The organism is Sphaerobacter thermophilus DSM 20745, from assembly GCF_000024985.1.
In the GTDB taxonomy this organism is placed as follows: domain Bacteria; phylum Chloroflexota; class Chloroflexia; order Thermomicrobiales; family Thermomicrobiaceae; genus Sphaerobacter; species Sphaerobacter thermophilus.
Window position 1 is genome coordinate 1511988 of the sequence record NC_013523.1, and the last position, 25667, is coordinate 1537654.

A 25667-nucleotide genomic window follows, 5' to 3' on the forward strand; every position below is an offset into this window, starting at 1 on the left:
CCGGCACATTCGTACCGATCGACAAGTACTTCCGCACCGCAAGCAGACGCCTAGGCGCTGCGAGAGCGTACGTACACTGTGTCCGTAATTGTAGCATGTGTACGTACACTCGTAAAGGGGCTGCAAACGGGGAAGTCTTGAGCAAACGTTGCGGCGGGAGATGGAGGACGCTGTACGGTGGCGCGCGCGAACCGTCAGGTATTCGTTTCATAAAGTCGAGCGAGCGCCCCGACGGTCATCGCCATGCGCGCCCGCAGCGACTGCGGCGCCAGGACCTCGGCGTCCGCCCCGAGCTGGAGCAACGCGGGCACTGCGTGCTCCACCGACTCAATCGGTATCTCGACCTGCACCCACCCTGTGGCATCCGGGTCGCCCGCGGCCTCCAGCGCCATCCGTGCGACGCCCTGCCCGAGCAGGTAGGGCAAGAGGACCACCCCGCGCGGCGAGAGCCGGACCGTCGCGCGGTCGCGGTAGAGCCGGTCGGCGAACCCCTCCGACCAGGACCGCCAGTACTCCGCCAGGTCGAACCCCTCCGGCCGCTCGAATCGGCCGTCCTGGAGCTCCAGCTCGAGCATGCGCGACACGCGGTACGTGCGAGGCTGCCCACCCGCCTGCGCCACCAGGTACCAGACGCCCGCTTTCAGCACCAGCCCGAGCGGTTCGAGTGTGCGGGTCACCTCCCCGCCCCAGCGACGGTAGCGCACCCAGATCGGACGCTGCTCCCAGACCGCCTCCGCGACGGCACCCAGAAACGGGTTCTGCTCCTCCTCGTGGAACCAGCCGGGCGCGTCGAGGTAGAACCGCTCCCGGATCCGCGCGGCGCGAGCCCGCAGCTCGGCGGGGAGAGCGGCTTCCAGCTTGAGCTGCGCCGTGGCAAGGACCGTGCCCAGGCCCAGCTCGGCCGCCGGTCCCGGGACCCCTGCGAGGAACAGCGCCTCCGCCTCATCGGGCGTCAGCCCCGTCAACCGGGTCCGATATCCATCGAGCAACTGGTAGCCCCCGGCTGGGCCGCGGTCGGCGTAGATCGGCACTCCTGCCGCCGCCAGCGCTTCAGTGTCCCGGTAGACCGTCCGCACCGAGACTTCGAGGGCATCCGCCAGCTCCCTGGCCGTCATCCGGCCACGGGTCTGGAGCAACAGGAGGAGAGACAGTAGGCGGCTCGCTCGCATGTTCGCAAGTGTACCGCAATTCCTGCCACGATCTGACAGGTATGCCTGCGATACTGGGGATGTCCCGCGGGGCAATGGGGACACAACGCGACCGAGAGGAGCACCAGACATGAGTACCAGCGCGACCGGGCAATTCGATACGATCTCATGGGATGAGCACCCATTCGGCGAGGCGAACGGCGGCTCGAAGCTGGCACGCGCCACGGTAACCAATGTGTTCCGCGGCGACATCGAGGGCCGGGGGACGCTCGAGTACCTGATGGTCTACCACGATGACGAGTCCGCTACGTTCATCGGCCTCGAACAGGTCGTCGGCCGGCTCGCCGACCGGGAGGGCAGCTTCGTACTCCAGCACAGCGGGACGTACCGGGACAGCGTCGCGACCGGCACCTGGACCGTCGTTCCCGGTTCCGGCACCGGCGACCTCAGCGGCCTGACTGGAGAGGGCAGCTTCGAGGCCCGGCACGGCCAACCCGCCACCTACACGCTGCGCCTCACCCTGGACTGAGTCGCTGGCGAGCCGGGAGCCGCTCCCTCGCGGCTCGCCTCAGCCCAGAAGGAGAGAGACACACTGATGACGACCTATGGCCTCTACCTCGAATCGGGTCCCCGGCGTCGCAAGACCATGGTTCACGTGCTGGACCTGCTCGGCTGCGTCGCGGTCGGCCCCACCACCGACGACGCCCTTGCGGCAACGCCGGACGCCATCCGCGCATTCCTCGGCACGCTCCGCCGCCAGGGCGAGCCGGTCGACCCGGACGCCCCGTTCCAGACCGAAGTGGTGGAGCACATCACAGAGGGCATCTGGCTCGGTAACGGGTCGCCATCGATCATCTTCGGACCCGACCTCGAGCCCATGACGCATGAGGAGCTTGAAGTCCACATCCGGCGGTTCCAGTGGATGCGCGAGACGCTGGCAGACTGGGCCGCCACCCAGACTGACGCCGACCTCGACGCCGCGCCTGCTGAAGGAGGGCGGTCCGGCCGGGCGGTCCTGCTCCACGTCCTGGGCGCCACGGGCGGCTACCTGAGCATCGCGTTCGGCGGTTCCCGCGGTTTTTTCGCGATCCAGGGCGCGGCAGAGCGCGGCGAGATCAGCCTCCCCGAGGCGCTCCGCCGGAGCGGGGCGCTCGCCATCGAGCGGCTTCGTGCCGCCACGCCCGAGGAACTCACAACCGTGCGCCAGCGACGATCTGGGCCGTCTACTGCTCGGCAAGGGATTCGACGGCTACTGGAGCACGAGTGGGAGCACCTCGCGGAGCTGGCACGGCGGCCGGGCGGGCCTCAACTCTGAGGCCCGTCACCCACCCGCTTTCCACCGAGCCGCAGCCCGAGATACGCCAGCAGCGCCACGACCGACTTGGAGTCCGCGATCTCCCCCCGCGCGATCAATCCCGGCACTTCATCCGGACGCACCGGCACGACCTCCAGCCGCTCGTCGTCAGCAGGATGCATCGCACCCGGCTGGAGGTCGTCCGCCACGTAGACGATCAACTCCTCATCCGCCCAACCAGGACTCACGTAGAAGCGCACCAGTTCCCACAGCGCTTCCGTTCGGTAGCCCGTCTCCTCCGCCAGTTCACGCCGCGCGCACGTCTCGGCATCCTCCCCGGGCTCGCGCGTCCCCGCCGGGATCTCCAGCAGCGCCCGGCCGATCGCGTGCCGGTACTGCCGGACCAGCACCAGCGTGCCATCGGTCAGCACCGGGAGCACCCCCACCGCACCGGGATGCTCCACCACCTCCCGCTGCCGCTCGCGTCCGTCCGGCAGCCGCACCGTATCGACCCGCACGCGAATCAACTTCCCGTCGAACGGCCGCTCGCTCCGCACCACCGTCTCTGGCTGCACCGCCGCCTCCCTTCCGGTCTGGACTGTGCCCGCACGTCCCCCGCGAGATCCACGCCGCGCACGAAAAAACCGGCCCAACAGGCCGGTCGTGGAGGCGCCGGGCGGATTCGAACCGCCGAATCAGAGTTTTGCAGACTCCTGCCTTACCACTTGGCTACGGCGCCAGACACGCGTACGCATAGCGATTCTACCACGGCGGCGGCTGTCCGGCCACCCAATCCCATCTGCCGACCACTAGAGCCCTTGAGCGTGCTCGCTAGTTGGGCATCGAGAAGACCGGTCATGCGCTTGGGGTCGGCGAGACATCGATCCCAACTCCGCCGCGCTCCAGTTGTACCGCGAACCCGTAGGGCAGCCCGCTCTGGCGGATCGCCTCCGCCACGGCAGCCACGTCGTAGGCGACCCGGCGGTACTTGACCCCCACCGTGCCCTCGGCCACATCTAGGAGGACGTAGCAGGCACGGGGGTCGCCATCCTTGGGCTTGCCGACGGAGCCGACGTTGACGAAGAGGACGCCGTCCACGAGCTTGGCGTAGGGAATATGGGTGTGGCCGAAGGCGATGACATCTGCATCAGCCATCTGAGCCAGCCGTCGGAAGCTGGAGGGTGGTCGGTCCTCAAAGAGATACTCGTTGATGCGTCGAGGGCTGCCGTGCACCAGCAGGATGCGCACACCATCGGCCTCGACGCGGATCTCCGGCAGTAACTCCCGCAGGAACGCCTTGTTCTCCTCGGCGGTGTTGGCCTTGGTCCAGGCGAAGGACTGGTCACCGAGCAGCTTGTCCACGGCGTTTTTGTAGGCGCAGCCGCACTCGTCGCGGCCAAAGCCGGTGCCGTCGTCGTAGTTGCCCATGATGGTGGGGATGCCGAGGGCCCGGATGCGGGCAATGACCTCGTTGGGGAACGGGGCATAGCCGACGAGGTCGCCCAGGCAGTAGACGCGATCGATGCCCGGCTGCGCCGCGATGTCGTGCAGCACGGCTTCCAGGGCCGGCAGATTGGCGTGAATGTCGCTTATGATCGCGAGGCGCATCGCGTGTCTCCCTCCGCTGTCTCAGCCCGGTGGGCTTGGGATCCGTGTTCGGATCTGGAGCCGCTGCCCCGTGGCGGGGTGCGGCAGGCTCAAGAGGTGGCGGATGCGCGTGCTGATCTCGTGACGAGCCGCCGCGAAGGCCCGGCGCCGCTGCTCCTCTTCCGCGATCTCGACGGGGTCGGGGATGCTCCAGTGGATCAGCCTCGGCTCGCCGGGGAAGGTCGGGCAGTTCTCGCGGATGCGGTCACAGACCGTGATGACATAGTCGAACTGCTGGCCAACCCACCGGTCCAAACCCTTGGCGTCCAGCCGGCTCGTGTCGATGCCCCACTCGTCGAGGAGCTCGACGGTGAGCGGATGCACGGTGGTGGGCTCGCTCCCGGCACTGACGACCTCGACCTGATCGCCGCCCAGGTGCCGCGTGATGGCCTCCGCCATCTGGGAGCGCGCACTGTTGTGGGTGCACAGGAACAGCACGCGCAAGGGCCTCTCGCGATGGTCTACCGCCGGCGCCGTGGCCAGCCCCATCCCGGGGTGAAGGAACGTCCCCGCGGCGGCGTAGAGCGCCTGGAGGTGGTCCAGATCGACGCTGTAGTAGATATCCCGCGCATCCGCGCTGCTGCGGTGATCGCGGAGCAGCCGGAGCCGGCGGAGCTGCTTGAGGTGATAGGACACGGCGTTCTGCGGTAGGCCGAGGTGTGCCACGATCTCGCCGACGCGCAGGTCGGTCAGCGCGAGGAGCCTGAGGATCTCCAGCCGCGTCTCATCGGCCAACACCTTGAAGAGCTGGACGACATCCGGGGACGGGGACGCCAACATGGCCGCTCGCGGCATCGGGCACCTCCTCGCAGCCCTTTGCATCACATGTCATTGTATCAAACCTGTTTGATGACATGCCCGCCGGGGTGTACGATAATCGGGGCGGTCTCCCGGTCCTCAGGGAGGGGAGTCGCGCTGACGCCCCCCAGATCGGTCTTGCTCTTTGGTCTCGCGATCCTCCTCGGCTACGTGTACGCCTTCGTCGCGTCCACCGACGCCGCCAACGCCATCGCCACATCGGTTGGGACGCGGGTCCTCTGATCGACCCAACCGGCTCTGGCATATCCGCGATCACGACGCAGCTGGGTACGCGGTACCCAGCTCCGCCATGCTAAGTAGCGGAGTACCCTGCCGCCTGGGAGCGGACCAGGCGCCGATGGAGCCCGTCAAGACCCCGTCAGCCGGCCGGCGCGACGAGATCACGCCGCGGGACGAGGAGACCGCGGCTATCGCTTTCTTTGCTGAGTCTGCACGAGCAACACCCCCGTGTAGACCGTTGTGGCCTCAGGACCGGCGAGGCCGACACGCGGCTCCCAGCGCGTCTCGGCGGCATGGCTGAAGGACAGCGCCGTGTAGGATGGGTGGTGCCAGAGCCATCGGTCCATCGCCTCAAGAAGGCTGTCGAGTGTTGGCGCCGCGCCGGTGACGAAGCAGGTGCTCGAGCCGACGCAGACGCCTCCCTGCACGCCGTCGCACACCATGACCGGCTCGCGCAGAGCCATGGTACGCAACCCCCTTCGCTTCTATCCCGTAAGGAGACTTGTGCTCACGCAGCCGCGTCGGGAACCGCCGGCCCCGTTCCCTTCCGACCGTAGAACACGCGTCCTAACCAGAGGGAGACGTAGACCAACCCGATGAGGACCGGGACTTCCACCAGCGGCCCAACCACCGCCGCCAGCGCCTCACCGGAGGCAATGCCGAAGACACCAACCGCCACCGCGATGGCCAGCTCAAAGTTGTTGCTGGCCGCGGTGAACGAGAGCGTCGCCGTCTCGGCGTAAGGAAAGCCCAGCAGATAGGAGATGCCGAAGGCCACGAAGAACATGATCCCAAAGTAGAGCAGGAGCGGCGCCGCGATCCGCAGCACGTCCAGCGGCAGCGACAGAATGACGTCACCCTTGAGCGAGAACATCACGACGATGGTGAACAGCAGGCCGATGATCGCCGTCGGCCCAAGCCGCGGGATGAACTGGGTGTCATACCACTCCGTCCCCTTGGCGTGGCCCAGAATGAGGCGGCTCAGGAAGCCGGCCACCAGCGGGATGCCGAGGAAGATCAGGACGTTCTTCGCGATCTGCCACATCGAGATGTCGAGCACCGTCGCCTCGCCTCCGAGCCAACCGGGCACGAGGCTGAGATAGACGTAGCCCAGAACCGTGAACATGACGATCTGGAAGACGGAGTTGAGCGCGACCAGCACGGCGGCGTACTCATTATTGCCGCAGGCCAGCATGTTCCAAATGAGCACCATGGCGATGCAGCGGGCCAGGCCGACGATGATCACCCCGGTGCGGTACGCCGGGTGATCGGGCAGCAGCAGCCAGGCCAGGGCGAACATGAGGGCCGGGCCGATGACCCAGTTGAGCACCAACGATGTCACCAGCAGCCGACCATTGCTGGCCGCCGCCGGGAGCTTCTCGAACTTCACCTTCGCCAGGACGGGATACATCATCCAGAGCAAGCCGACGGCGATGGGCAGCGACACGCCACCGACCTGGATGGCATCGATGACGGTGGCGAGCTCGGGGAAGAGGCGCCCTAACCCCAGGCCGAGAGCCATCGCGAGAAAGATCCACAGCGGCAGGGACCGGTCCAGCACCGACAACTGCGCGGTCACACTGGCTGGCCGCGCCTGGCGCGGCATCACCGTATCCGTCACGTCCTTCGTCACCCTTTCCTCCCCGTCCTCGATGTCCACGGGTGAAACGCTAGGCGTCCCACATCGATAGTTCAGCCACCATTGAACTACTGGACAAGCACCCTCCTCCCTGGTGCTCACCGTGACCTCAGCGGCGGCGCGGGGCCGGCGGACAGGCGGGTTGGCGCGGCGGGATGCGGGCTGGATCGAAGAAGGCGCCGAGGACCGCCTTCAGCTCGGTGAGCGCCTCCCGATTGACCGAGTAGTACACCCAGCGCGCATCGCTGGCGTCTCGCTCCGCGTGGACGAGGTTGGCGCGGCGAAGCACGCGCAGGTGGTGTGAGATCAGGTTGGGTGCCATGCCGAGGGCGTCGCCGAGCTCGCAGTTGCAACGGACCCCCTGCATCAGCAGATCGAAGATCATGAGTCGGCTCGGGTCCGCCAGGACCTTCAGTACCGCGGCGAGCTCCTGCGCCGGGACGGTGGACGGTGCTGTCGTGGCCATCGCATGGTCCTCCCGCAACACTTCAACCCGCGTTGCATTATATCGTCGCCCCAGCGTGGCGTCAACCCGTGGTGGCCGCCGCTGCCAGCGCACTTGGTACGACATCGTGACCGCCGCCCCTGACCTGCGCGGGACGGCCTGTTCTGCCGGGGTCCAGGTCAAGCAGAGCGGTGCGTTGTTCTCGCTGTTCGTCAAAGCGATCCGTCCGCCCGGTGAGACGCAGGGGCGACCGGCGGGCGCCTCGTCCGGCAAAATCCCGCCCGGGCGGCGCGACCAGGCCGGCGGATGCATGGTCGCGAGCGGGTGCTCTGTGTGCGTCGGCGGGCTCGGCGCCGGACCGGATGGCGGGGCGATCCGCGCGGAGATGGCGGATGGCAGGGTGCATGAGCGCCGCGCCGCCGGGGGGTGCTGCCTCGTCTTCGCGCCGGTCACCTCGCCCCGCAGCCCGACGACCAGGTAACGGTCCGCTATCTCCGGCCGGACGGCAGCCAGATCGGCGCCAGCAGGCTCTGGTTCGGCGACGGCGGCCCGCCGCCGGGCGCGCGCGGTCGGCAGTAGGCATGGGGGACGCCCCCCGGGCTTGCGCCCCACCCAGCCACCCGCTAGGCTAGGAGCAGCGCGACCGAGGTCGCTCCGACGCGGCCGCGCCGCCGCACATCAGCGCATCGCACCCGGATTGGCGGCCCGATGGAGACCGACGTCAAGGACCTCGAGCAGACCACCCTCACCCTCCCCGACGGGACAGTCGTCGTTGCCCGCCTCATTCAGCCCGATGACATGCGCGCACTCCAGCGCTTCCACACCCGCCTCAGCCAGCGCTCGATCTACCTGCGCTTCTTCGGAGTCGTCCCCGAGTTGAGCGACGAAAGGGCACGGTACTTTACCCACCTCGACGGGCAGGACCGCTTTGCCTACGTTGCGCTCGATCCAAACGACCCCGATGAGATCATCGGTGTGGTGCGTATGGATCGGGAGCCCGGCACCGACTGCGGGGAATACGCGGTGATCGTCGAGGACCGATGGCAGGGACGTGGACTGGGCTTCGCCTTGACGCGACTTATCATAGCCGGTGCGCGGCGGCGGGGCTACCGGACCATGTACGCCATGGTCCTACCCGAGAACGTGCGGATGCTCAATCTCTTGCGCGACCTCGGGCTCCCCGCCCGCGTCCGCTGGGTCGACGGGATGGAGCGGGTCGAGGTCGACATCTCGGTGCCGGAGCAGCAGTCCCTGGCCTGACCAGCATCTGAGACGGCTAATCGGTGGACACGACCGCGGCACGCTCGCCGGCCGTGCGCAGGTCGTCGATGAACTCGCCGAAGCGGTCGTCGCGGTCCTGGGTGCGGCGCAGCAGGTACGCCGGGTGGTAGGTCACGAGGGTGGGAAGCCCGTTCGGCCCGTCGAACCAGATCCCCCGCTCGCGCGTGATGCGCAGTGCACGATGAAGCACGGCGCTCCCGGCCGTGGCGCCGAGGCAGACGATCGCGCGCGGGTCGATGACGTCCAGTTCGCGCAGCAGCCAGGGGCGGAACCACTCGACCTCAGCCGGGGTCGGCGTCCGGTTGCGCAGCCGGCCACCGACGCCCTCCATGGTCGGGCGGCACTTGACGACGTTGGTGATCCACAGGTCCTCTCGGTCGATCCCGGCCTGCGCCAGCGCCTCGGTCAAGACCTGCCCGGCCGGTCCAACGAAAGGGTGCCCCAGCCGCTCCTCGCAACCACCGGGCGCCTCGCCGATCAGTACGAGGTCGGCCGTCAGCGCCCCCTCCCCGAAGACCGGACGCTTCTCGTTGCAATAGGTAGCGAACTCAGGCGCCGCCAGCATCGCGCGGCGGATCTGCTCCATTCGGCGGCTGCGGGCGGCGATCTCTTCATCCTTGACCATACTGATGCCCCCTCGCACCCGACATCCGCCGAAGCAGTGCAAGATAGGGACCAGTGGATCGCGCCCGCTCCCGCCCGGTCAGCCGACGAGCACGAGGCCCTGGTCGGTCACACGCGCCTCCGGGATCACCGACAGCGCCATGAACGACAAGAGCCCGAACGGCGCCGGAACGGTACTGCCGAGCGAGCGGGCCACCTCTTCCAGGCGGTGATGGGTTGCGGCGACCTGTTCGACCGGGTCCGGCGACAAGATGCCGGCGACCGGCAGCGCGAGCGACTCCAGCACCTGCCCGTCAGCGACAGCCGCGAGCCCGCCCTGGAGCGCCGCCACCGCCTCGATCGCAGCGATCAGGTCGGCATCGTTAGTGCCGACGGCCACGATGTTGTGCGCGTCGTGGGCGATCGAGGAGGCGAGCGCGCCGCGCCGCAGGCCGAACCCGTGCACCAGACCCACGCCGACCCTCCCGGTCCCGTGGTGCCGCTCAACCACGACGAGCTTCAGCAGGTCGCGCTCGACATCGGCCACCACCGCGCCGTCCTGGACGGTGGGCTTCACCGTGAGCTTGCGGGTCACGATTTGCCCGGGGATGGCGCCCACCGCGATCATCTCCTCCGCGGCCGGGATACGCAGATCGTCCGGCGTCAGCGTCCCGACGCGGACCGTGTTCAGGAGCGACTCCGGGATCGGCGCGGTGACCTCGAACTCCGGCCGCCCGTCCACGGCGACCACCGACCCGCCGAAGAGCACCAGCCGCGGGCGGATGTCGTCCAACCGCTCGAACACCACCAGGTTGGCCTGGTAGCCGGGTGCCACAAGCCCGTACCCGGGCAGCCGCCAGTACTCAGCCGGGGTGAGTGTCGCCATCCGGATCGCCCGGATCGGGTCGAGGCCTGCGCCGATCGCCTTGCGCAGGATCGCGTCCATGTGGCCGTCGTGGAGGAGTGTCCCGGCGTCGCGGTCGTCGCTGGCGAAGCAGCAGCGAGGGTAGGTCCGGTCATCGACGAGCGGCAGGAGGTCGAGGAGATTGTTCTGTCCCGACCCTTCGCGGATCATGATGGTCATGCCCCGGCGCAGCTTCTCGCGCGCCTCCTCCAGGGCCACCGACTCGTGATCAGAGGTCATGCCCGAGCCGATGTAGGCGTTGAGGTCCTTGCCGCTCAGCCCAGGTGCGTGCCCGTCGCGTCGCGGGGCCGGGATGGACAATATGGCGGCAATCTCCGAGTCCCCGGCCAGCACGCCGGGGAAGTTCATCATCTCACCCAGCCCGACGACTCGCGGCAGCGTCATCGCCTCGGCGATCGCCTCCGGAGTCATGACCGCGCCGGCACTCTCCATCGGGCTGGCCGGCACGCACGACGGCACCGTGAAGAACACCCCAAGGGGAAGGTTCTCCGACGCCTCCATGAGCGCCCGGATGCCCGGCACCCCGGCGACATTGGCGATCTCGTGCGGGTCGGTCACGACGGCGCCGGTCCCGTGCGGCACGACCGCCCGTGCGAACTGGTCGATCCACAGGAGCGAGCTTTCGACGTGCACATGCGCGTCGATGAACGAGGGCGCCAGGTACTCCCCACCGAGGTCGATAACCTCGCGGGCCTCGGTGTAGTCCCCCACCCCGGCGATCTGCCCGCCGGTGATGGCGACGTTGACCCGTTCGACCTCACCGGAGGCGACGTTCACCATCCGCGCATCGCGCAGCAGGAGGTCGGCCGGAGCCTGCCCTCGCGCCACGGCCAGGAAGTGCTGCCACCGCTCCACCATCGGATCTCCCTTCATGTCGCCACCAGGATTACGCCGCCGACCCGCAAGCAAGGCGAAGCGCAGCTACTCGACCAGCCGCGTCTCGACCAGACTGATGACCTCGTTCAGCTCCGCCAGGCGCTCCTTGGCGATACGACCGATGTCCTCGCGCAGCGCAAAGGGGAGCTGGTAGCGTAGCCGCACGCCGACGCCGTGCTCCGCTTCCTCCCACCACACCTCCTGGTTCGGCTCAAGGAAGCCCCGTGCGATGGCCGGCAGCGAGACACGCGCCAGACGCTCCATCGCCTCACGGCGACGCTCGTTCTCCTCGTCCATGAAGAGCCCCGGCGACGTGTCCCACACGTCCAGCTCGTAGCCGTCCTCGCCCACGCGGACGTCGACGTGTCCCTCCTCGGTGTCACAGGCAACCGACCAGCGGTTCTCCGAATCGAGCGTGGTATAGGCGTAGAAACCGGCCTCCCGCAGCACGTCCGCGACGGGCTCCAACTCCTCGCGCGGGTCCGGCACGCCGCCAGCCGCCCGGCCGTTTGCCTGGCCCATCATGTCGTCACCTCGTCGTCGCTTTCCCCGTACCCGTCCGCATCGTCGCCGAGCAGTTGACGCGCCACTCCTGCCAGCGCGCGGGCCACCCGCGCCGCCTCGGGGGCTACATCCTCCCGCACGTGCAACTCCACTCCGGGCGCTACTGCCCAGCGGCGCCAGACCGCGGGGGACGTGCCCTCCCGAGAGGGCACCGGCGGGGTGCCGAGACGGCGCCGGATCTCATCCAGTCCTAGATTGGCTTCCCGCAGCACCTGGATCTGCCGCAGCCGGTCGAGGTGCGCGCGCCGGTAGTGCGCCGCCCGCCCGCGGCCGACCGGCGGCGGGAGCAGCCCCTGCGCGATATAGAAGCGGATTCGCCGGGCCGGCACGCCGCTCCGCTCGGCGAGCTGGTGGATCGTCATCGCATCGGGTTCAGGCTCTCGCGCGCGGTCCGGTCCAGCCATTCGCTGCCCCCTCACTCGCCCTATAATACGGAATCCTGACCGCACCGTGCGGTCCCCAAGTTGCGACACGCGACGACGGAGGATCCATAGCGGAAGGAAGCACTCCCCATGGCAACACCGAGCGACCGTCAGCTCCAAGAGCAGATCGCGATGCTCCTCGACCAGGCTGGGATCAACGTCGGCGTGGACGTTGAGAACGGGGTCGCGCGGCTCAGTGGTCTGGTTACTTCGACCGAGATGCACCAGGCTGCCATTGATCTGGCCCGTATGGTGGACGGGATCCGCGGCATCGACGACCAGATCGAAGAGCTGGTCATCTCACCGGACAGCGCGTTCGAGGCGCCCGACCGCGACGAAGGATTCGGCTACGCCGATCGCATGTCGCTGGAGGACGACATCTCCGATACCGAGCCCGACTTCACCGGTGATGTCGGTGCCGACGCCAATGATTTTCAGCGGGCGATCGAGGAGGGAGAGCCCTACTTCCCACCGACCGACCCAGTGGTGCGCCCGAGCACCGACTACCAGGATCTGCGGATCGTCGGCGGTTTCCAGGATACGTCGATGGACGAGCTCGCGACCGAGGCGGACGCCGAACCTGACGACGAGACGGATGAGATTACCCAGTTTGTGGCACGTGGCGACGACGATATCCGGATCGATGTGCTCCGCGAGCTGCGCGAGGACGCCCTGACGACCGACCTGCGGTTGGAGGTGAACGTCATCAACGGCATCGTCTTTCTAAAGGGCACGGTGCAGAGTGTGGAGGATGCCGAGAACGCCGAGGCTGTGGCCGGACGCGTCCCCGGGGTGGTCGAGGTGCGTGATATGACGGAGGTCCGTGAGTGACGGTCGAGTGGCCGCCGCGCCTTGTCGGCGTTGTCCACCTCGCGCCGTTGCCGGGAACTCCGCGGGTGGCACTCAGTATCGACGAGATCATCGAGCGCGCGGTCGCCGACGCTCGTGCGTACCACGAGGGAGGCGCCGATGCCCTCATCGTCGAGAATTTTGGGGATGCGCCCTTCTTCCCCGAGCGCGTCGAGCCGCACACGATCGCGGCCATGGCGCTGGCCGTGCGCGCCGTCGCCACCCAGGTTCCCCTGCCGATCGGCGTGAACGTGCTGCGCAACGACGCCGCGGCCGCACTTGGCATCGCCGCCACGGCCGGCGCGAAGTTCATTCGCGTCAACGTCCACACCGGCGTCATCGCCACCGACCAGGGGATCATTGAAGGGCGCGCCGCGGAGACGCTGCGCTATCGGCGCCTGCTTGACGCTCCGGTCGAGATTTGGGCCGACGTCCTCGTCAAGCACGGCGTCCCTCTCGGTCCCCAGACGATCGAGGAAGCCGCACTCGACGCCGTGGAGCGCGGGCTCGCGGATGCCGTGATCGTCACCGGCGTCGCGACGGGCCGCAGCGCGGACCCGGACGACGTGGCCCGCGTCCGCTGCGTCCTCCCCGAGACGCCCATCTACGTCGGGAGCGGCGTCAACCCGGAGTCGATTCCAGAGTTCCTCCCTGTGGCCACGGGCGTCATCGTCGGGACGTGGGCCAAGCGCGACGGCCGCGTGCAGAATCCCGTCGACCCCGCGCGCGTCGCCCGCCTGGCTGAGGGGCTTGGTCGGTAACCAAGAAGCCCGGGCGTCACACGGAGGATCGCCCGGGCTTGGGGAAAGGCCTCACCCCCAACCCCTCTCCCAACCTTGAGAGAGGGGAGTTCATGTTGGAATCCCGGCGAGGTAGCCTGCACGCCTTGCGGGAAACGTGCCCTCGGCATCACGTTTCCCCGCTGGTCAGGGCCGTGCCCTAGTGGCGAGCAGTGGCGGGGCGGAAATCCACGACTTCGAGGGAGAGGCGTTCGGAACCGTTCCAATGGTCGCGGCGGAGCGTGAAGGCGACGTCCGCTCGTCGCAGGGCTGCCAGCTCATCGAGGCGCTCACTGCCGTTGAACGACACTGCCCCCACCCGGCGCACTATTCGGTGGTCACGCGCTACCACGTCGAAGAGGAGATGCTTTCCGTCGCGACTGAGGCGCGGGCGCTGCACGCTGACGTCCCGAATGAAGAAGACCGGGGTCGGGTTACCGGTCCCGCACGGTTCGAGCGCTTCGATCAGCCGGGCAGTCTCGGGAACCAGCTCGTTCGCGTGCAGTTCCGCGTCGAGTTGCAGCGCGGGGAGCGGCAGCCCGTCCGGGAAGGTCCGGCCAATCAGGCTGGACAGCCGCTCTTCAAGGGTACGGAGATGCGCGGTCTCGACGGTCAGGCCCGCCGCCCGGCTGTGCCCACCGTGCGCCACCAGCAGGTCCCGGCAGGCGTCGAGCGCCTCAACGATGTCGAACCCGTCGATGCTGCGTGCCGAGCCGCGGCTCAGTTCCCCGTCGCGCGCCAGCACCACCGCCGGGCGCTGGTACCGGTCCGCCAGCCGGCTCGCCACTAGCCCGACCAGCCCCACGCTCCAGCCCTCTTCGGCCACAAGCAGGACCGAGGCGTTGTCATCGGTGCCGAGGGCCAGCCGCCGCTCGGCCTGGGCCAGCATTCGTTCGGTCGCCTGTTGTCGTTGGGCGTTCAACCGAGACAGATACCGCGCCAGCCGGCGAGCCTCAGCGGGATCCTCCGTCAGTAGCAGCCGCAGGGCGAGTGTTGGGTCTTCCATCCGCCCGGCGGAGTTCACGCGGGGCGCGAGGATGAAGGCGAGATGCCAGGCGGTCAGCGACCGGGCATCCACACCCGCGTCCACGCACAGTACCTGCAGCCCTAGCGGTGCGTCGGCAGCGAAGCGTCGCAGCCCGTGGTGGACGATGGCCCGGTTGTCACGCTCCAGCGGGACCACGTCAGCGACTGTGGCCAGCGCAGCCAGAGGCAGCAGTCCTGCGGCGCGCTCCTCCCCCAACAGTGCCCGTGCCAGTTGGTAGGTCACCCCGGCCGCGGCCAGTCCCGCGAAGGGATATTGCGAATCCGGACGCCTTGGAGAGACAAATGCCGCGGCTGGGAGGTTGGGATCGCGGACATGGTGGTGGTCGAGGACGACTGCTGGGATTCCTGCCGCCTGGAGGAGGCGGAGCGCCTCGGCGTCACCCGTGCCGCAATCCACAAGGATCGCCAACCCCGCGCCGTCCGCCGCGATCCGGCGCGCGGCGTTGAGGTTCAACCCATAGCCATCCGTGAGCCGATTGGGCACCATGGTGCGCACCTCGGCGCCGAGCGCCGTGAGCGCCCGTGTCAGGAGCGCGGTCCCGCAGAGGCCGTCCGCGTCATAGTCCCCGTAGACCACGATCGGCCGCCCGGCGGCGATGGTGTCGCGGATCAGGGAAACCGCCGCCGTGAGGTCCGGCAGGGCGTGTGGGTCAGGCAGGTCGTCGAGCCGCGGCCGGAGGAATGCGTCAACGGCCGCACGGTCACGGAACCCGCGTCGCCACAGGATCTCACCGAGGAGGAAGTCTTCGCAGAGCGTGTGGGCCCAGTCCGCTGGAGCCGGCTCGATCCACTGGTACCGTGCCACGGCTTCGCCGCCATTTCCCTCCTGATGGTGTACGTTCACCGGGTGGATGATATCAGGCGAGACGCGGACGGGCGAGCCCGGCGTGCCGGCAAGCCGGTCCGTCACCGGCGCGATCGTGTGACGTGAACCGACTGCGCCAGCTCCCGGCCCAGGATGTGCTCGTTGCCGCCGAGCGAGATGCGGATCGGGCCGTCGAACGGGTAGCGCTCCAGGACCTCGACTTCAGCCGCAGGGTACAGGCCGAGGGCGCCCAAGTAGCGGAGCTTCTCCGGGTCGCGATCGCAGACCCGGTTGACCACGGCCACCTCGCCCACTTCCAGGTCGCCGAGGTTGACGTCGGCGGATTCCTTGATCTCGCCCTCCGGGCTGGGGATAGGATGCCCGTGTGGATCGGTCGTCGGATAGCCGAGCGCCCGGTCGATGCGTGCCTCCAGCTCCTCCGAGATGCTGTGCTCGAGCCGGTCGGCCTCCTCGTGCACCTCGTCCCAGGAGTAGCCGAGCGCCTCGGCGAGGTACAGCTCCAGGAGCCGGTGGTGGCGCAAGACTTCCAGAGCGGCCTTCTCGCCACTCGGGGTCAGGACCACGCCACGGTACGGGGTGTGTTCCACCAGATTCAGCTCCGCCAGGCGCTTGATCATGTTGGTCACCGACGGGCTCTGCACGTTGAGCCGTTCAGCGATTTGCTGCGTCGTCACGACCTCGGTCTCGGCCTGGAGGCTGTAGATGACCTTGAGGTAGTCCTCCATGGCGTGGGTGATGGTATCGTCACGTCGCCGCACAGATTCTCACCGCCGTTTCGCCTGGACGCCGCTGCCGGAGGGGTGTCGCCGAAACCGGGCTAGCACGGCACGGATCGATCACACCGGCCCGGCCTAACACGCTGGACGGGCGCCGCCGCCTATCCCGGCCGCGAACGGTCACTCGCCGGAGATCGGACCGCGTTCGGCAGCGGTGGTCGCCTGGTTCAAGTATACGCAATCTGACGGCTTTCAGGGTGATGAGCGGCCCGCGCACCTTGCCGCAGTGCCGCGCCCTATCGCAAGATGTCGGGGTGCACGCGGGCGGGCCTACCGCCGCGGTATCTTGATGAATGGGAGGACCCAGTCCATGCCGCACGACCGCATCTCCCAGACTACCCTTCGACGCTCCGGCATCGCTGTGGGCGCGATGGGTAGCCTCGGAGCCGCCGCGCTCCTCTACGCGATCTTCATCGAACCTCGTCGGCTGCGCGTCCGGCACGTCGCCGTTACCGTGCCGGATCTCCCGGAGGAACTGGAGGGGATCCGCGCGGCGTTCCTCAGCGATTTCCACCTGGCTGGGCCGCGTGGCAACTACCGGATCGCGTGCGCGGCGCGCGCTGCGATCGACCGGGAGCGCCCCGACCTGATCCTCCTGGGTGGCGACTACTTCGACCACGCGCGCTGGCAGAGCGACGGAGACTCGGCCGCTCCCCTCGCCGATTGGCCCGCGCCGACCTTCGCTGTCCTCGGCAACCACGACTTCAAGGGAGGCTCCGCCAACAGCGAGGCCATCGCCGCGCTCCTGGAACGCCAGGGCGTCTGCGTCCTGCGCAACACCTCGACCACCGTTCGGCTACGCGGCCACGACGTGGTCATTGCCGGCGTCGACGACCCCTACCTGGAGCTGGCCGATCTCGATACGGCGCTTGGTGGCGTCACCGGATCTCGTCCCCTGGTGCTGCTGGCCCACGCGCCGTCGATCGCTCCGCTGCTCCCTGCGGGAGCGGCGGGAGTGGTCCTGACCGGCCACACCCACGGCGGGCAGGTCCGCCTCTCCCCGGTCACCACGCTGACACCGCTCGATATCTCGTTCTACCTGGATCGCCTGTACCGCCGACCCCACTCGCCGCTCCAGCGGGGCTTCCACTGGGTCCGAGGATCGCTGCTGTACGTGACCAACGGGCTCGGCGTCACCCGCTGGCGGATGCGATTCCTGGCGCCACCCGAGGTCGTCATTCTCCACTTCACGGCCACGCCGGCCGACCCGGACGCACCCTGTGACGACGTGCGCCGCTACGTCCGCTGGCTGTAGTACCGTCGTCGCTGGCATAATCACGCAGGATGGCAGGCAAAAAGCAAAGCGGAGAGCGGTCGGGAATGCTTGCTGAGCCGATCCGGATCCTGGCTATCGACGTCGGAGCCGGGACGCAGGATGTCCTGGTCTATGAGAGCGATCGCGCTCCGGAGAACTGCGTCAAGCTGGTCCTCCCGTCGCAAACGCAGGTGGTCGCCGGCCGCATCCGACGGGCGACCGCTCGCCGCATTCCGATCCATCTGGCCGGCACGCTCATGGGTGGCGGCGCCAGCAGCGCCGCGGTGCAGGAGCACCTGGCTGCCGGACTCCCGGTGACCGCCGCTCCCCACGCGGCGCGTACGCTGCACAACGACCTGGAGCGCGTTCAGGAGATGGGGGTGGAGATTCGCGACGAGCCACCTCCCGGCGCCGAGATCATCCGCTTGGGCGATGTTGATATCGGCGCCATCGAGACGGCCCTTGCCCGGTTCGAGATCCCGCTCCCGTCACTCTCCGCCGTCGCGGTCCAGGACCACGGTTACTCGCCGGACGCGGGCGGCCGCGAGTTCCGCTACGAGTTCTTGCAGGATCTGCTCGCGCGGGGTGGCGATCTCCTGAGCATGGTCTACCGAGATCCTCCGCACTACATGCTGCGCATGCATGCGGTGCGCGAGCTGCTGCCCGGCGTGGTGGTGATGGACACCGGCGCCGCAGCCGTCCTGGGGACGCTGGGCGACCCGATTGTCGCGCGGGAAGCTGCGACGGGCGGGGCGATCCTGGTCAACGTCGGCAACCTGCACACGTTCGCTGTGGCAGTGCGCGGGCTACGCGTTTTGGGGCTGTTCGAGCACCATACCAGAGGAGTCACGCCCGCCATCCTGCGGGAACTGGTCGAGGCACTACGTACCGGGCGCCTGACGCACGACGATGTCGTCGCTCTGGGCGGCCACGGAGCGGCGTTTGCCCCCGACTACTCGACGCTGGAGCCGATTACCTTCGTCGCCATCACCGGCCCGAACCGTGGGCTCGTCCGCTCCCTCGGCTACTACGAGGCTGTTCCCCACGGCGACATGATGCTGTCGGGCTCCTACGGGCTCGTCGAGGGGTTGTTGGCGCTCCTGGCGCGCGAAGGGTACCCCACGGGGAAGAGTCTGATCGCGGCCAACGGGCGCTAGTCGCTACGCCCCGTGCCCGGTGCGGAGAGGTTAGAAGCGGCGGGTCGCCAGGCGCTCGGCTAGCTCATTCAGCCGCTCGCGGGCCGGCCCTGTGGCGCCTGCCTCCTCCAGCAGGCGCAGCGCCTCGGCGTGGTACTCGGCCACCGCTACCTGCACCTCCGACTGCACGTCGTACTTCTCGAGCAGGCGCAGCACGGTCTCCACCGCTGCATCGTCAACCTCAGGCCCGGCGTAGATCGTCTGCAACGTGCTCAGGTCCTCCGCGTCCGCCTTCGACGCCAGCAGGAGGACCGGGAGCGACTTCTTCCGGCGCCGGATGTCGTCGCCCGCCGGTTTCCCGGTCACCTCTGCCTCGCCCCAGATCCCAAGCAGGTCGTCCTGCACCTGGAAGCCGAGGCCCAGCGCCCGGCCGAAGGCGCGGTAGCGTTCGGCCCGCTCCGCGTCAGCACCGGCCAGCACTGCGCCTGACCACGCGGCGAAGGCGACCAGCGAGGCGGTCTTGCCCTCGATCATGTTCAGGTACGAAGCGACCGGGATTTCCCAGCGCTCCTCGAAGCAAAGGTCGAGCACCTGTCCCTCGACGATGCGCAGCACCGTGGCGTTGAACTCGCGGGCGACCCCGATCACGCGCGCTGGCGGCACCCCGCGCGCGTGCGAGCCTAGCAGCGGGAGCTGGCTGAGCGCGAAGAGCGCGTCACCGGCATTGATCGCCTGCCCCACCCCCCACAGCGCCCAGACCGTCGGGCGGTGGCGACGCCGGTCGCTCCCGTCCTGGACATCGTCGTGGACCAACGTGAAGTTGTGCAGCAGCTCGATCGAGGCCGCGGTCGGCACCGCCACGTCCGGGTCCCCGCCCGCGGCCGCACAGGCAAGGACGCAAATCAGTGGCCGGATGCGCTTGCCGGCGTCAGCCGTGGCAGGCCGGAAGTCGGGATCGGCCCAGCCCAGGTGGTATCGCAGGACACCGTAGAGGGGAAGATCACGCTCGGAGAACCGATGGCCGGCAGCGGCTTCAGCCTCGGCGACGACCTGCCGCATCGCGCGCTCAATACCGGCGATCGCGTCGTTCACCTGCTGCGTGCCTTCGCCATGAAAGCTCGTATCCCGCCCCGTTGCCCGCCGGCCCGCTCTTCGGGCATACTATAGCATGATCGAAGGCGATCACCACCCCGTTTCGATACCACCACGACCCGGGTGGTGGGTCCGCCGAACCTACCCGATTGGCCATGCGGATTCAGCAAGGTTGTCCGGCATGATACATGCCGGGAAGCCATAGAGTGAGGGTGCGACTATGTTTTACGTGGATCCAATGTACTTCTTGTTCATCTTACCCCCACTCTTGTTGATGCTCTTCGCGCAGGCTCGGGTGCGCGGAGCGTTCACCAAGTACAGCCAGGTGCCCAATCAGCGCGGCCTGAGTGGCGCGGAAGTGGCGCGGGCGATCCTCGACGCGAACGGCCTCAGCGACGTGCCGGTCGAGATGGTGCCCGGCGAACTCACCGACCACTACGATCCGCGGGAGCGGGCACTGCGGCTCTCGCCGCCGGTGTTCCAGGGGCGCTCGGTCGCCGCAATCGGGATCGCTGCCCATGAGGCGGGACATGCCCTGCAGCACAAGGCAGGCTACTTGCCGCTCCAGATCCGCTCGCTGCTGGTGCCGGCAGCGAGCCTCGGCTCGAATCTCGGTTGGATCATGATCCTCGCCGGGATCGTGATCGGCTTGACCCAGCTCGCCTGGTTGGGTATCGCCTTCTTCGCGGCTGGGACGCTCTTCGCTCTGGTCACGCTGCCGGTCGAGTTCGACGCCAGCAACCGCGCACTGCAGATGCTGACGACGATGGGCATCGTCGACCGGACCGAGTATCAGCAGAACCGTGAGGTGCTCAACGCGGCGGCGCTGACCTACATCGCTGGTTTCCTCACCGCCCTGATGCAGTTGCTCTACTGGCTCAGCATCGTCAGCGGTATGAACCGCCGCGACTAACCATGCCCCACGCACTGACCGCGGGCGGGGCATGCGGGAAGGACCAGGCGCCCTGAACCCGAGGGATACCACCGGCACCGCCGGACCTCCCGCGGACGCGACTGCACCCTCCCCGCCCGCGGGCCGCATTTCCCGTGTCTCCACACGCCACCTGATCCCGGCCGGCCTTCTGCTGGCCGGGATCGCTCTGCGCGTCTGGAGCATGGCCCGGGCCAACTGGATGATCGACGGTGATGAGGCCACCTTCGGCCTCATGGCTCGGCACATCCTGCAGGGGGAGCGCCCCCTGTTCCTCTACGGCCAGCCGTACATGGGCAGCCTTCAGGCTTACCTGGGAGCTATCTTCTTCGCTCTGTTCGGCATGTCGCGCGCAGCGTTCAAGGCGGTGACATTCATTGAGTTCATTGCCTTCGCCGCCAGCGTCTACCTGCTCGCTCGCCGCGTGGCCGGCAGCCGCGCAGCGGTCACCGCGACCGCCTTCGTCGCCCTTCCGCCGGTGTACGTCCTCTCGGCCACGGCGCGCCTCTGGGGGCCGCTGCTCGACGCGATGACGCTCGGGAACCTGATCCTGCTCCTGGCCATCGACGAGGCGTATCCCCCCTCCGTGCTCCCGCCGCGTCGCCGCTGGGTGCGCTACCTGCTCATGGGCGTCTTCGCCGGCTTCGGCTTCTGGCTGCACGGGCAGATCGCGACCTATGTCGCGGCCGCGGTCATCATCCTCGTCCTGCATGACAAACGCGTCCTGATCCGGCCCAGCCTGATCGCTGCTGCAGTCGCCGGGTTCGCCGTCGGCGCCGCTCCGGTGCTGGAGTTCGCCCGAACCCACGAGTACACCACGTTCCACCACCTCCTCGGCATCGGCGCCGAGCGGCAGCACGGCGACTACGTCGAGATCGCCAAATTCTTCTTCCGTGTGAACCTCCCGCGTGTGCTCGGAGTCGCCAATGCCTGGGCGCCGATCCCCTACTGGCTCAAACTATTGGGTGCGGCGGCGATCGCTGTGCTGGTCAGCGTTGTGGTCGTGCAGCGCCGCGCCGGATTCCTCGACTGGCTACGGCTCTCGCTGCGCCGAGGCCGGCCGATCGACGCGCTTTTCCTCTTCTGCGGCGTCCTCACCCTCAGCTTCATCTTCAGCTCCTTCGGCGAACTGGCGCTCCAATTCCAGACCTTCGACGCCACCGGGCGCTACGCCATCCCGCTGGTTTCTGTCGTCCCGATCATCCTGGCAGCGGGAATCCTTCAGGTAGAGCGATGGGTCCGAGGACTCGGGTGGGCGCTCGGCGCGGTGATCCTGGTGGTGTCGCTGGCAGGTTATGTCACTGCGCCGCCCGAGCAGGTCTGGCAGTCCGCCTACTGGCGAAACCTGCCGCCGTCGAGCGAGGAACTCGTCGCGGCGCTGGACGAACTGGGCGTGGATGCCGTCTGGATGAACCACTGGGCAGGAAAGCCGCTCATGTTCGACACCGAAGAGCGGATCGCGGCGGCGGACTACTACGACCTGGCCATCGGCCACGGCATTGACCGGCTGCCGGCCGCGACGGCCCGTGTACACGAGTCGCCGCGGCCGGCATACGTCTTCACCACCGACCAGACCGACCTGCCGATCGAAGACTGGCTGGACGCACAGGGGATCGCCTACGACAAGCGCGTCGTCTCCGGGTATGTGGTGATCCACCCGCACGAGCGTGTCGACCCGGCCGAGGTCGTGGACTTCCTCGGGTACGACTGGTAGCGGGGCCGCTCCTAGTCCCGCATCCGCCCGTATCCGCGTGGCAGGAACCGCCCGGTGCCCGGCTCGCCCGTCACCATCGGGGCTCCGTCGTCCTGGTACACGGTGCGCCCCCGGATGATCGTCCGCACGACGCGGCTGCGCACCACACGCCCCTCGAACGGCGTCCACTTGTTCCGGTGGAGCATGTCCTCACCGTGGACCGTCCACTCGCGCTCGGTGTCGTAGATGACCACGTCCGCGTCTGCGCCCGGCTGGAGCGTCCCCTTGCGCGGGTAGAGGCTGAAGATGCGCGCAGGATTGCTCGCCGACAGGCGCACGAACGTGCCGACGTCCAGCCCTCTCTGGTGCAGCATGTCGTCGAGGACGATCGGGTACATCGTCTGGATACCGGACAGCCCGAGCGGCGCCTGCCAGATGTCGTCCAGGCCGGCCTCCTTGCTCTCGATGGTGTAGCCGCAGTGGTCGGAGGAGATCACATCGACCGTGCCGTCGGCGACGTAGCGCCACACGCCCTCGACCTCGTCTCGTGCACGGAGCGGCGGCGCGCAGCGGCCGAACGGTCCAAGGCGGCGCAAGTCTTCCTCGTCGAGCGCCAGGTACTGCGGGCACGTCTCGACCGAAACCGGAACGCCCCGCGCCTTGGCCGCCTTGACCAGCTCCAGGCCGCCCGCGGTGCTGCAGTGGCAGATGTAGGCATGGCCGCCGGTCTGCTCGGCAAAGAAGATCGCGCGGTGGATGGCCTCGATCTCCACGATCGGCGGCCGCGACTCCGCGTGCGCCATCGGGTCTTTCCGCCCCTGCGCCTTCAAGCGCGCGATCCCGGCTTCCAGCAGGTCGTCGTTCTCCGCGTGCAGCCCGTAGGGGATGCCGACCTCGGCCACGCGCCGGAAGACCGCGAGGAGGGTGTCGTCGGTCGCGGCCGGGAAGCCGGGGCTGGACCCCGCCATGAACGACTTGAGGGCGACGATCCCCTCGTCGATCATCTCGTCGATCTTCTCAAGATCCTGGTTGACCGCCCCACCCCAGAGCGCGAAGTCCACGATCGAGTGCTGCTCGCCGACGGCGCGCTTCTGCCGGATGTGCGCCCCTTCGCTCGAAGTCGGCGTTGCCTGCGGCATCTCGACCACCGTTGTGATGCCGCCTGCGATCGCGCCAAGGCTCCCGTGGTAGAAGCCCTCGGTCGGTGGATCGCCAGGATCCTTGAAGTGCGTGTGCACGTCGACCCCGCCCGGGACCACCAGCTTCCCCCGGGCATCGATCCGCTCGTCGGCATCGATGTCAGAGGCATCGAGGGTAATCGCCGCGATGCGTTCCCCCTCGATCACGAGGTCGGCCCTGAAGGCGCCCTCCTCGGTCCCCAACAGTCCCCCTTCGATGACGACGCGACGTCCCATCGCATCCTCCCTCCCAGTGATCCAGGCCGACGAGCAGCCCGGGGCGTGTTACCATAGCCGGCGTGACAGCCTTCGCGAACGACGATACCGACGGCGCTCTGATCCGTCCCGTAGTCTAACCCAGTTTCGGCCGCCCTGCGCCCCCCGCGACTGCTGAGAGGAGCGACCCGATGCCGATCAGTACGGACGAACGGCTCGCGATCCTGCAAGACATCCAACGGGAGTGGCTGGCGCTGACTCGCGCGGTGCGTGACCTCAGCGACGACGACCTGGAGCAGGGCCAACTCGCGAACGGCTGGACGATCAAAGTGACGATGGGTCACGTCACGGCCTGGGAGCGGAAGCTGATCGACGAGATCCGGCACCTGGAACGCGGCGAGGTGTTCAACTGGCCCCACATGGACGTCTTCAACCCGGAGCAGGCGGCCCTCGACGCGAGCCGGCCCGCGGCCGAGATTCGAGAGGACTTCTGGCGGACGCACAACGAGCTCATTCAGCTTCTCGAAACCACGCCGATCCTCTCGCGGGAACTCGTCGCGTCCGACACCTACACGCACTACCCGGATCACACTGCCCAGGTCATGGAGTGGCGCAAGCAAATCGGTCGCGGCTAGCGGTTCTCGCGCCACACGCGCCGAGACAAAGAGGCGGGCCGGGCAAGCTTGCCCGGCCCGCGTGTTCGTCAACTCCGTTGAAGGGTGTAGCCCTAGGCAGACGCCTGGTACTCCACCGGCTCCTCGCCGACGCTCATCAAGAGCGGCGGGCGGCGGCGGTTGATGACGTCGGCGTTGATGATGCACTTCCGCACGCCCTCGAGCGACGGGATCTCGTACATCACGTCGAGGAGAACCTCCTCGATGGTCGTCCGAAGTCCCCGCGCGCCCGTGCCGCGCTTCAACGCGTAGTCTGCCGCCGCTTCGAGCGCATCCTGGGTGAAGACCAGCTCGACATCGTCGAGCTTGAGCATCTTCTGGTACTGCTTCACCACGGCGTTCTTCGGCTCGACCAGGATGCGCGCCAGTTCGTCGCGCGTCAGGTGGTCGAGGGCCACCACCACCGGCAGCCGGCCGACGAATTCGGGGATCAACCCGTACTTGAGCAGATCCTCCTGCTGGACGTGGTGCAGCACGCTCTCCTGCCGCTCCGTGCGCAGCGGAGCGCCGAAGCCGAGCGTCGCTTCCCGCCCCAGCCGGCGGCGGACGATGTCCTCCAGCCCCTCGAAGGCCCCGCCGCAGATGAAGAGGATGTTGCGGGTGTCGATCTGGATGTACTCCTGGTGGGGGTGCTTGCGCCCGCTCTGCGGCGGCACATTGGCGACGGTCCCCTCGATGATCTTGAGGAGCGCCTGCTGGACCCCCTCGCCCGAGACGTCGCGGGTGATCGACGGGTTGTCGCCCTTGCGGGCGATCTTGTCGATCTCGTCGATGTAGATGATCCCGGTCTGCGCCCGCTGCACGTCTCCAGCCGCCTGGATCAGGCGGAGCAGGATGTTCTCGACGTCCTCGCCCACGTAGCCCGCTTCGGTCAGCGCGGTCGCATCGGCGATGGAGAAGGGCACATCGAGGAGCTTGGCCAGTGTCTGTGCCAGCAGCGTCTTACCGCTCCCCGTCGGGCCGAGAAGCAGGATGTTGCTCTTCTGCAGCTCCACGTCATCGTCGTTGGGCGCAGTGATCCGCTTGTAGTGGTTGTAGACCGCCACCGAGAGGATCTTCTTCGCCCGGTCCTGGCCGATGACGTAGTTGCTCAGTTGCTCGTAGAGCGCCTTGGGAGTCGGGATCCGGCCCAGCGAGGGCTCAGGCCGGCGAGCAGGAGCTTCTTCCTCCTCGATGATCTCCCGGCAGAGCTGGACGCACTCATCGCAGATGTAGACCGCACCCGGTCCCGCGATGAGCCGCCGGACCTCCTCCTGTCCTTTCCCGCAGAACGAGCAGCGGTAATGGACTCTTCCCCCACGAGAACTCGACATCCCCCGTACCCCTCAGCGTC

General features: G+C 68.1%; 26 protein-coding genes and 1 tRNA gene. 10 read left to right on the top strand and 17 right to left on the bottom strand.

Features of this window, described 5'->3' with window-relative positions; translation table 11 throughout:
- Positions 1–194 precede the first annotated feature (194 nt).
- A complete protein-coding gene (locus STHE_RS06905; RefSeq protein ID WP_012871849.1) occupies positions 195–1169 on the bottom strand; it encodes a helix-turn-helix transcriptional regulator in 975 nt (324 codons plus the stop codon).
- Between the two features lie 109 nt (positions 1170–1278).
- Between STHE_RS06905 and STHE_RS06910 the strand changes: the two genes are divergently transcribed.
- Both STHE_RS06910 and STHE_RS06915 read left to right on the top strand, forming a co-directional pair.
- Entirely contained in the window at positions 1279–1677 is a 399-nt protein-coding gene (locus STHE_RS06910) for a DUF3224 domain-containing protein (RefSeq protein ID WP_012871850.1), read from the top strand.
- 66 nt (positions 1678–1743) lie between these two features.
- Positions 1744–2463 carry a type II toxin-antitoxin system HicB family antitoxin gene (locus STHE_RS06915; RefSeq protein WP_012871851.1) on the top strand — a complete coding sequence of 240 codons (720 nt, stop codon included), beginning with the start codon at positions 1744–1746 and terminating at the stop codon, positions 2461–2463.
- On the opposite strand, the gene STHE_RS06920 is transcribed toward STHE_RS06915, so the two are convergent.
- The 7 genes from STHE_RS06920 to STHE_RS06950 form a co-directional block, all read right to left on the bottom strand.
- Entirely contained in the window at positions 2454–3017 is a 564-nt protein-coding gene (locus STHE_RS06920) for an NUDIX hydrolase (protein ID WP_012871852.1), read from the bottom strand. The two genes, STHE_RS06915 and STHE_RS06920, sit on opposite strands and share 10 nt — an antisense overlap.
- An 89-nt stretch (positions 3018–3106) precedes the next feature.
- Positions 3107–3181, bottom strand: a tRNA-Cys gene (locus STHE_RS06925).
- Positions 3182–3297: 116 nt separating this feature from the next.
- Positions 3298–4050: a metallophosphoesterase family protein gene (locus tag STHE_RS06930; protein ID WP_012871853.1), complete on the bottom strand. Its 753-nt coding sequence runs from the start codon at positions 4048–4050 to the stop codon at positions 3298–3300.
- Between the two features lie 21 nt (positions 4051–4071).
- On the bottom strand, positions 4072–4884 hold the full coding sequence (locus STHE_RS19615; RefSeq protein WP_012871854.1) for a metalloregulator ArsR/SmtB family transcription factor: 813 nt from the start codon (positions 4882–4884) through the stop codon (positions 4072–4074).
- Between the two features lie 431 nt (positions 4885–5315).
- Positions 5316–5591 carry a hypothetical protein gene (locus STHE_RS06940; RefSeq protein WP_012871855.1) on the bottom strand — a complete coding sequence of 92 codons (276 nt, stop codon included), beginning with the start codon at positions 5589–5591 and terminating at the stop codon, positions 5316–5318.
- Between the two features lie 44 nt (positions 5592–5635).
- Positions 5636–6733, bottom strand: a complete 1098-nt coding sequence (gene arsB, locus STHE_RS06945; protein ID WP_052295347.1) for an ACR3 family arsenite efflux transporter — start codon at positions 6731–6733, stop codon at positions 5636–5638.
- A 142-nt stretch (positions 6734–6875) separates the two neighbouring features.
- Positions 6876–7232, bottom strand: coding sequence for an ArsR/SmtB family transcription factor (locus tag STHE_RS06950; protein WP_012871857.1), 357 nt, complete (start codon positions 7230–7232; stop codon positions 6876–6878).
- Positions 7233–7919: 687 nt separating this feature from the next.
- Between STHE_RS06950 and STHE_RS06960 the strand changes: the two genes are divergently transcribed.
- On the top strand, positions 7920–8471 hold the full coding sequence (locus STHE_RS06960; RefSeq protein ID WP_012871858.1) for a GNAT family N-acetyltransferase: 552 nt from the start codon (positions 7920–7922) through the stop codon (positions 8469–8471).
- A gap of 16 nt (positions 8472–8487) precedes the next feature.
- Here STHE_RS06960 and STHE_RS06965 read toward each other — a convergent pair whose 3' ends face one another.
- The 4 genes from STHE_RS06965 to STHE_RS06980 form a co-directional block, all read right to left on the bottom strand.
- The gene (locus STHE_RS06965; protein WP_012871859.1) at positions 8488–9117 is read right to left on the bottom strand and encodes a uracil-DNA glycosylase; all 630 of its coding nucleotides are present in this window, start codon (positions 9115–9117) and stop codon (positions 8488–8490) included.
- Between the two features lie 78 nt (positions 9118–9195).
- Complete coding sequence (gene ade, locus STHE_RS06970) at positions 9196–10878, bottom strand: adenine deaminase (RefSeq protein WP_012871860.1); 1683 nt, start codon at positions 10876–10878, stop codon at positions 9196–9198.
- 63 nt (positions 10879–10941) lie between these two features.
- The gene (locus tag STHE_RS06975) at positions 10942–11421 is read right to left on the bottom strand and encodes a hypothetical protein (protein ID WP_012871861.1); all 480 of its coding nucleotides are present in this window, start codon (positions 11419–11421) and stop codon (positions 10942–10944) included.
- Positions 11418–11864: a helix-turn-helix domain-containing protein gene (locus STHE_RS06980; RefSeq protein ID WP_012871862.1), complete on the bottom strand. Its 447-nt coding sequence runs from the start codon at positions 11862–11864 to the stop codon at positions 11418–11420. Before STHE_RS06980 ends, STHE_RS06975 begins: the two co-directional genes overlap by 4 nt.
- A 108-nt stretch (positions 11865–11972) precedes the next feature.
- Between STHE_RS06980 and STHE_RS06985 the strand changes: the two genes are divergently transcribed.
- Together STHE_RS06985 and STHE_RS06990 are read left to right on the top strand one after the other, a co-directional pair.
- Positions 11973–12713 carry a BON domain-containing protein gene (locus STHE_RS06985; protein ID WP_012871863.1) on the top strand — a complete coding sequence of 247 codons (741 nt, stop codon included), beginning with the start codon at positions 11973–11975 and terminating at the stop codon, positions 12711–12713.
- The gene (locus tag STHE_RS06990; RefSeq protein ID WP_012871864.1) at positions 12710–13492 is read left to right on the top strand and encodes a BtpA/SgcQ family protein; all 783 of its coding nucleotides are present in this window, start codon (positions 12710–12712) and stop codon (positions 13490–13492) included. The genes STHE_RS06985 and STHE_RS06990 overlap by 4 nt, the downstream gene beginning before the upstream one ends.
- Positions 13493–13670: 178 nt before the next feature.
- On the opposite strand, the gene recJ is transcribed toward STHE_RS06990, so the two are convergent.
- A complete protein-coding gene (gene recJ / locus STHE_RS06995) occupies positions 13671–15467 on the bottom strand; it encodes a single-stranded-DNA-specific exonuclease RecJ (RefSeq protein WP_012871865.1) in 1797 nt (598 codons plus the stop codon).
- Positions 15464–16141, bottom strand: a complete 678-nt coding sequence (locus STHE_RS07000) for a metal-dependent transcriptional regulator (RefSeq protein WP_012871866.1) — start codon at positions 16139–16141, stop codon at positions 15464–15466. The genes recJ and STHE_RS07000 overlap by 4 nt, the downstream gene beginning before the upstream one ends.
- 328 nt (positions 16142–16469) lie before the next feature.
- Here STHE_RS07000 and STHE_RS07005 point away from each other — a divergent pair, with 328 nt between their 5' ends.
- Both STHE_RS07005 and STHE_RS07010 read left to right on the top strand, forming a co-directional pair.
- Positions 16470–17414 (top strand): metallophosphoesterase, encoded by a 945-nt coding sequence (locus STHE_RS07005; RefSeq protein ID WP_012871867.1) that lies wholly within the window; start codon positions 16470–16472, stop codon positions 17412–17414.
- Between the two features lie 65 nt (positions 17415–17479).
- Positions 17480–18571 (top strand): DUF1786 domain-containing protein, encoded by a 1092-nt coding sequence (locus STHE_RS07010; protein WP_012871868.1) that lies wholly within the window; start codon positions 17480–17482, stop codon positions 18569–18571.
- 30 nt (positions 18572–18601) lie between these two features.
- Here the strand turns inward: STHE_RS07010 and STHE_RS07015 are convergent, their stop codons facing one another.
- Positions 18602–19642, bottom strand: coding sequence for a polyprenyl synthetase family protein (locus STHE_RS07015; protein WP_012871869.1), 1041 nt, complete (start codon positions 19640–19642; stop codon positions 18602–18604).
- 220 nt (positions 19643–19862) lie between these two features.
- Between STHE_RS07015 and STHE_RS07020 the strand changes: the two genes are divergently transcribed.
- Both STHE_RS07020 and STHE_RS07025 read left to right on the top strand, forming a co-directional pair.
- Positions 19863–20555, top strand: a complete 693-nt coding sequence (locus STHE_RS07020; RefSeq protein ID WP_012871870.1) for a zinc metallopeptidase — start codon at positions 19863–19865, stop codon at positions 20553–20555.
- A gap of 31 nt (positions 20556–20586) precedes the next feature.
- Positions 20587–22287: an ArnT family glycosyltransferase gene (locus STHE_RS07025; protein WP_012871871.1), complete on the top strand. Its 1701-nt coding sequence runs from the start codon at positions 20587–20589 to the stop codon at positions 22285–22287.
- A gap of 11 nt (positions 22288–22298) precedes the next feature.
- Here the strand turns inward: STHE_RS07025 and allB are convergent, their stop codons facing one another.
- Positions 22299–23681 (bottom strand): allantoinase AllB, encoded by a 1383-nt coding sequence (allB, locus tag STHE_RS07030; RefSeq protein ID WP_012871872.1) that lies wholly within the window; start codon positions 23679–23681, stop codon positions 22299–22301.
- Positions 23682–23851: 170 nt separating this feature from the next.
- Here allB and STHE_RS07035 point away from each other — a divergent pair, with 170 nt between their 5' ends.
- Positions 23852–24295 (top strand): DinB family protein, encoded by a 444-nt coding sequence (locus STHE_RS07035; RefSeq protein WP_012871873.1) that lies wholly within the window; start codon positions 23852–23854, stop codon positions 24293–24295.
- 92 nt (positions 24296–24387) lie between these two features.
- Here STHE_RS07035 and clpX read toward each other — a convergent pair whose 3' ends face one another.
- Positions 24388–25647, bottom strand: coding sequence for an ATP-dependent Clp protease ATP-binding subunit ClpX (gene clpX, locus STHE_RS07040; protein ID WP_012871874.1), 1260 nt, complete (start codon positions 25645–25647; stop codon positions 24388–24390).
- Positions 25648–25667: the final 20 nt, after the last annotated feature.